4 protein-coding genes and 2 pseudogenes are annotated in these 5,311 nt (G+C 59.6%); 1 reads left to right on the forward strand and 5 read right to left on the reverse strand.

All coding sequences use genetic code 11. From position 1 onward, the window contains the following. The 3 genes and pseudogenes from EOD29_RS30405 to EOD29_RS37540 all read right to left on the reverse strand — a co-directional run. Window positions 1–350, reverse strand: a 350-nt coding sequence (locus EOD29_RS30405; RefSeq protein ID WP_164763879.1) for a hypothetical protein, incomplete at its 3' end; no start/stop codon positions are given. A gap of 192 nt (window positions 351–542) precedes the next feature. Further along, window positions 543–856, reverse strand: a pseudogene (locus tag EOD29_RS30410) (ATP-binding protein); the annotation flags it as partial. Between the two features lie 10 nt (window positions 857–866). After that, window positions 867–1,400, reverse strand: a pseudogene (locus EOD29_RS37540) (IS21 family transposase); the annotation flags it as partial. A 516-nt stretch (window positions 1,401–1,916) separates the two neighbouring features. On the opposite strand from EOD29_RS37540, the gene EOD29_RS30420 reads away from it, so the two are divergent. Next, window positions 1,917–2,273 (forward strand): hypothetical protein, encoded by a 357-nt coding sequence (locus EOD29_RS30420; protein WP_127248761.1) that lies wholly within the window; start codon window positions 1,917–1,919, stop codon window positions 2,271–2,273. A gap of 568 nt (window positions 2,274–2,841) precedes the next feature. On the opposite strand, the gene EOD29_RS30425 is transcribed toward EOD29_RS30420, so the two are convergent. Both EOD29_RS30425 and EOD29_RS30430 read right to left on the reverse strand, forming a co-directional pair. After that, the gene (locus EOD29_RS30425; RefSeq protein WP_127206482.1) at window positions 2,842–4,158 is read right to left on the reverse strand and encodes a HipA domain-containing protein; all 1,317 of its coding nucleotides are present in this window, start codon (window positions 4,156–4,158) and stop codon (window positions 2,842–2,844) included. Then, a complete protein-coding gene (locus tag EOD29_RS30430) occupies window positions 4,148–4,447 on the reverse strand; it encodes a helix-turn-helix transcriptional regulator (RefSeq protein ID WP_245459761.1) in 300 nt (99 codons plus the stop codon). Before EOD29_RS30430 ends, EOD29_RS30425 begins: the two co-directional genes overlap by 11 nt. Between the last annotated feature and the right edge of the window lie 864 nt (window positions 4,448–5,311).

Raw genomic sequence — 5,311 nt, forward strand, 5'->3', positions numbered from 1 at the left:
ATCGCCATATCGCGCGGGTCCAGATAGCCTTCGAATGCGGATTCTGCAAAAGGACCTGCCAGACACGCAACTATCTCCCGGATCGCATCATCGCGTTCCAAACATCGATCCATATCGTCCTCGAAAATCGGCTTTCGCTTCGAGGTGAATCCTTGCGCTGAATAAAAACCCGCGCCTTCGACAACACCACCGCACTCTCCGTCACCGACGTCGGGGTAAATACTAACACTTGAGAAAGCAGGGAGTTCATGGTCGTCGTCGAACGTCTGACGGTGCAAAACGATGGCGGCCACCGCGTGCCCGGCTTCGTGATGCGCCACAAGCGGCAGATATTGGGAGGCTACATTCATGCGGTGCGGCTCTCAGGTCTAGTTTGCTTTTGCGCATAGGACCGCAATTGTCGTGCCAACTGGGAAAATCGTTTCGGGCAATGCGATCGCTCCGATAGCGTTGCGTCTCCTGTCTGACATTGTTGGGAAGTCGACACGCGCCCGTCGCAATGCGGTCGACCTTCCGCGCGAGTTGGGTGACCCGTGAAGGCGGCCGACCAGGACGATGTTGCGCTGATCGGCGACGAAGGCGCGGCCGGGCGAGATCGCGCATCAGGGGGTGACCGGCGTGTCGGCGAAGTCGAAGTCGTCGATGTCCTTGGCCAGCGGCAACTTGGCGACAGCGAACTGGTATTTGATGGAGCGGGCCTGCTTCTCCGATATCTCGGCCTGCAAGAGATCACCGACAATCCTGGGCGGCTCGTGCCGTCGCTTGATGGCGACGCGCCCATGATCTCGTCATAGGCTCTGCGCATTCCGTAGAGCTTCAGCGCTCCCATCAGTTCCAGTACCTCGGTGCGTTCCATGGCTGTTTGTCCTCCTGAGACTGTCATAGCGGGTGCAGTCGGCGACCGCTCGTGAGCTAGCTTCAGCGCTTGGGGAATGGAAAGGATCGTGCCCGGCGCCGGATCGCGGCTGCGGGCCAGGATGTTGAGGATCACCGGCGCCGACGATGCACCGTGCTCGATGGCTTCCTGACAGGCGGCCTCGACCGCGCTCAATCCGTCGGTCAGCACCCAGGTGAGGATCAACACCATCTGCCGGTCGACGTCATCAACCGCCTTGAGCTGCGCCGCACCTTCTCCATTGCCGACCGCACGACCCAGCCAAGGAACGGCGCGCGCCGTGTGCCAGGGATCGTAGACGACCTCGTTGCGGCCAAAGGAGCGAACGTGTTCTCCCACGACCACGCCATCCTCTGGCGGATGCGATCCGATCGACATAAGCATGGATCTCGATGGGCCGACCGACGGCACTCGACAGCACCGAGTATTTGTTGTTGTCGAAGCGCACCGTGCAGGTCTTCGACACCGACGGGGGAATGCAATGGAAGCCGTCGAAGCGACCGGCAGCCGCTCCCGCTGCGGCTTGGCCGCATTCGCCGACAGCAGCCGGTCCCGCGTCTCACGCCGAGCTCCCATGCGGGGATAGGGCTGGTGCTTGCGCTCGTAGCGGAACTGCGTCTCCTCAGAACGCAGGACCTTGCGCACCACCTTGCGCGAGATCTTCAGCTCACGGCAGATCGCTTTGATCGACTTCCCCTGGACCAGCGACAGCCGACGTATCTTTGCAATCGTCTCTAAAACCAACATCCAAAACACAAATGCCTCCGATCAAGCCGGAGGCATCTTGATGACCCCATCGTTAAGGGGTCCCGTTTGGACGAAAATCACCCTTTAAACAGGGTCCCCATTCCACGAAAAATCAATGCACTACCTTCCAAAGCTGCGAGAGATCGCCACCGACCGCTTTGAAGGGGCTTTCGGCGGTCTCGTCAGCGAGGTTGTGGCATGAAGAAACATCAATCCACAGCATTGGGCCGAAGCATGCCACGGGCTCATGCCGCGGGAGAGCGGGAAGATATTCTTGAAAGAAGCGGTCTCCGACATCAATACCGACAGGATGGGCAGCTTTCTCACATCACTTGAGGTCGAGCGTGGCAGTTGCGACCCGCAATGCAAGGCTGGCGGCGATGCATGCCTTTGCGCGGTTCCTGATTTCGGAGCACCCCGAATATTAGGATACGCTGCAACTGGTGGTGACACTTCCCTTCAAGAGGGCGCGTGGGTGGCACCTGTCGAATATCTCGATGAGCCCGGAAATCAAGAGCGTCCTGGCGCGTATCGACCGCCGCACGCCTTCTGGACAGCGGGATTACGCTCTGTTTTCGCTGATGTTCAATACGGATGCCCGAGTTCAGGGATCCTGAATCTTCGATTGTGACCTTCGTCTGGTATCGCCCTGTCCCGCCGAGCAAAGCAACGACCGCCCCACACTGCTCACCCGGTTCGGTGTTCGATACTTGCTGCGCACACATGGCTGCGGGCGAAGGAACCACCATGGCGGAAAAGAGCATCCATCATCGCCCTTTGCGGGACACGACGGCCATCCACCTCGTCAAGGCGGGTGTTGACATCGCCACCATCAGTCGATGGCCAGGCCACTCGGGCTGAACTAACGATGCGCTACGCCCAGGCCGGTATCGATATGAAGCGGCAAGCGCTCGAACAAGTCTTCCCCGACGTGATGTCATCGGCAAAAGATCAGACGATCATCGCTTTGATGGCTGGATGTTTGGCTGGCTGCACCGCTTGTAGACGCTCAGTTATGTGGAGTTGTATCGCGGGAAGTCGCGCGTCTTGGGCTTTTGCGGTGTCAGCTCAACATCTCTCCGCAGTGCACGTTGTCACTGTTGAAGAGCCGTTTGTTCAATCTTCGTCCTGGCACGGCAAGGGTTGTCCATATTGTGGCGTCTTGCGCTTGCCGAGCTTGTCCGAAATCCAGCGCCGGATCAGGCGTGAACACTGTTGCGTAGTTCGTCAGCCAGAGCGCGGAGAACGTCGGCGCTTCCTTCCAGCGCCGTAAAAGCGTAGGGATTGAGGAACTGTCGGCCCCAGAACAGATTGCGATCTATGCCGGATAGCGTAGCTTCCTCGCTGACACGCGGCCAATTCTCCGCAATGCATCGGAGCTGGCCTTCAACAATCGCAAGAGCTTCCGGCGCGCTGAGCAGGAAGTGATGCGCCGCTTCAAGGCAGGACGCTATCCGGCTCATGCGGTTATTGCCGCTGATGAGCATGGCCTGGCTGGCCTCCTGGCCACTGCGGGCCTGCGGACAAATATCGTACGCAGGCGTGAGGGTGAGCTTAGCCCCGTCCCAGAATGCCGCATGGTTGCGGGCATGATCGTCGGTGTTGCCGCAAAGTATGTTGAAGACAATGCGGCTGAACAACTCGCGCAGAGTTTCCGACGGCGCGGTGAATCGGTGGCGAATGATCTCCGCCAAATCCTGGTAGCTGGCGTAACGCGCCATCATCTCATCGAGCGCGAGCATCGTCAGCGCTGAGACCATGGATTTGCGTTGCCAGCCGCCCGTGACCTTGATCCGGTCGAATCGCTCGACGAGCAACACGTCGTTGCCTGCGGCGCGAACGAGCGAGACGGATGCCGCTCTGATGCCGCACAAGGCGGCAAGCCGCATGGCTATGAATTCTCCTTTGACGACGCTGTAAAGGTCGGCAGACGAGGAAAATTTCGCGACATGCTTGACGGCGTCATCCTCGATCAGCGCCTTTGGCCTTGCGCCGCCGATCGAGCTGCCGTGATGCAGCGCCTGATCTAATTCGGGGGTGAGCGGAATACCTTTCTCTACCCGCTCCGCCGATTGGACAAGCTCTTCGAGAGTGGCATTGGCCAGTGCGCGCGGCTCGTAATGCGTGGGCGAAAACTGAAAATCGAGCGCGCCGATGCGGTCCGAGCCTGATTCCAGCAAGAACGTCAGTTCTGAAATATCGAGCCGCGCGATTTCATCGCCCTTCACACCGAATTTGCGGTTTAGGATAACCCGTCGTCCCCAGGCATCAGGGGCAGCATCGCGGATGCATCCCGGCATGGTTAGGCCAGGAAGCAAAGGCAATTCGCCTGCCTTCAGGGGCAGTTCCGGTAGATAAAGCGGGATCGCGCTTCCCAGTTCACGAAAGCTCCTGCCATAGTTGAAGCTGACGAGTCCGTCATGGGCATATAGCCGCCCGGCGACAACCGGCGCGGTCTCGCCCGGCAGCCAGACCCAGACATAGGCTTCGTCGTACTTGGGGACCTTAGAACTCATCGACGATCTGCTTGCTGGCCTTGTAGACGTGCTTCGGCAGCAGCGCGATGCGATCGTCCATGCGGCCTGTGAGGGCTGTGATGCCCTTGCCGTCGGCATCGAACAGCTTCACACCGACAATGGCAGCAGCTTCGAACATCAGTCCGATTTCGACTTTGGGATCGCCCTTCTCGATGCGCTGCAGGGTGCTGCGTGAAACACCGATTCTCTCGGCTAACTCCTGTGCGGTTAACCGGTGCTGCATCCGGCCAAGCCGGATGGTCTTACCGAAAAGGCCAAGCGCTTCCATCGCGTAGCGCGAATAGGTGCGTTTATACGTTGCCTTCATTCGGGTCTCTGTGACCTATGCATGATCCATATCGCCTTCTTTCGAACTTTATATAGGTAATGTCACAGAGCGACTGCCAAAGTCAAGACTCCGTATCGCAAGCGTTACCCATCCGAACGAGGAAGGCGGATATTGCCTACGGCTCCTGCACAACCGGCCAGCTCTGCGCCCCTCGGGCGAGGCGGAGATCTGGCGCTGGATCGCGGACAGCCTTGAGACGCCTCGCATGAGTCATTCATGGGCGGTCCCTGGTGCGAGGCCGCGGCGCTCGACTGCTGGCCGACATTCTCGGTGGCGGGACCCGCAGCCGGCTACACCAGCACTTTTCGACCGCATACGCGCCCAGCTTCTCTCCGAAATCATTGCCAATGAGCGCGAACCTCATGCGATCGCCGAGCTGGCCTGGCGGCGCGGAATCTACGGCACGCATGCGTATTCGAGACCGCCCAAGGGAGCCTGACTAGCGTAACGCCCTCCGATCTAAGCGCCTTCCACAAAGCCGCTTTCGCACGCGACGGGCTGCATGTGGCGGTCGTAGGCGACATAGATGCCAAGCCCTGAGAGTAAGGCTCTACCAGCTGTTCGGCGATTTGCCTCAGAAACTGGCGCTTGCCGGCGCGAACCAGTGGTATCGCGAGGGCGAGCACGCCGAGCGCTTTTCCTCCGCCCTCCACTGACCACAGACCCGCACGCAACGAAGCCGCGCTCGATCTTATCGTGGCGTGGCTAGGTGCAATGTTTGCTCTCGCCATCAGGCCGGCTTTCCCGATGGCGTGGTCAACCTGATCTATGCGTCCGAAGGTGATCGCGTGGGCCGTGAACTCT

Source organism: Mesorhizobium sp. M1A.T.Ca.IN.004.03.1.1 (genome assembly GCF_003997555.1).
Taxonomy (GTDB): Bacteria; Pseudomonadota; Alphaproteobacteria; order Rhizobiales; family Rhizobiaceae; genus Mesorhizobium.

What these genes read in the sequence shown, in the direction of transcription:
- EOD29_RS30425 (WP_127206482.1), bottom strand. Translation starts at nt 4,158, where the DNA reads ATGAGTTCTAAGGTCCCCAAGTACGACGAAGCCTATGTCTGGGTCTGG.
- EOD29_RS30430 (WP_245459761.1), bottom strand. Translation starts at nt 4,447, where the DNA reads ATGGAAGCGCTTGGCCTTTTCGGTAAGACCATCCGGCTTGGCCGGATG.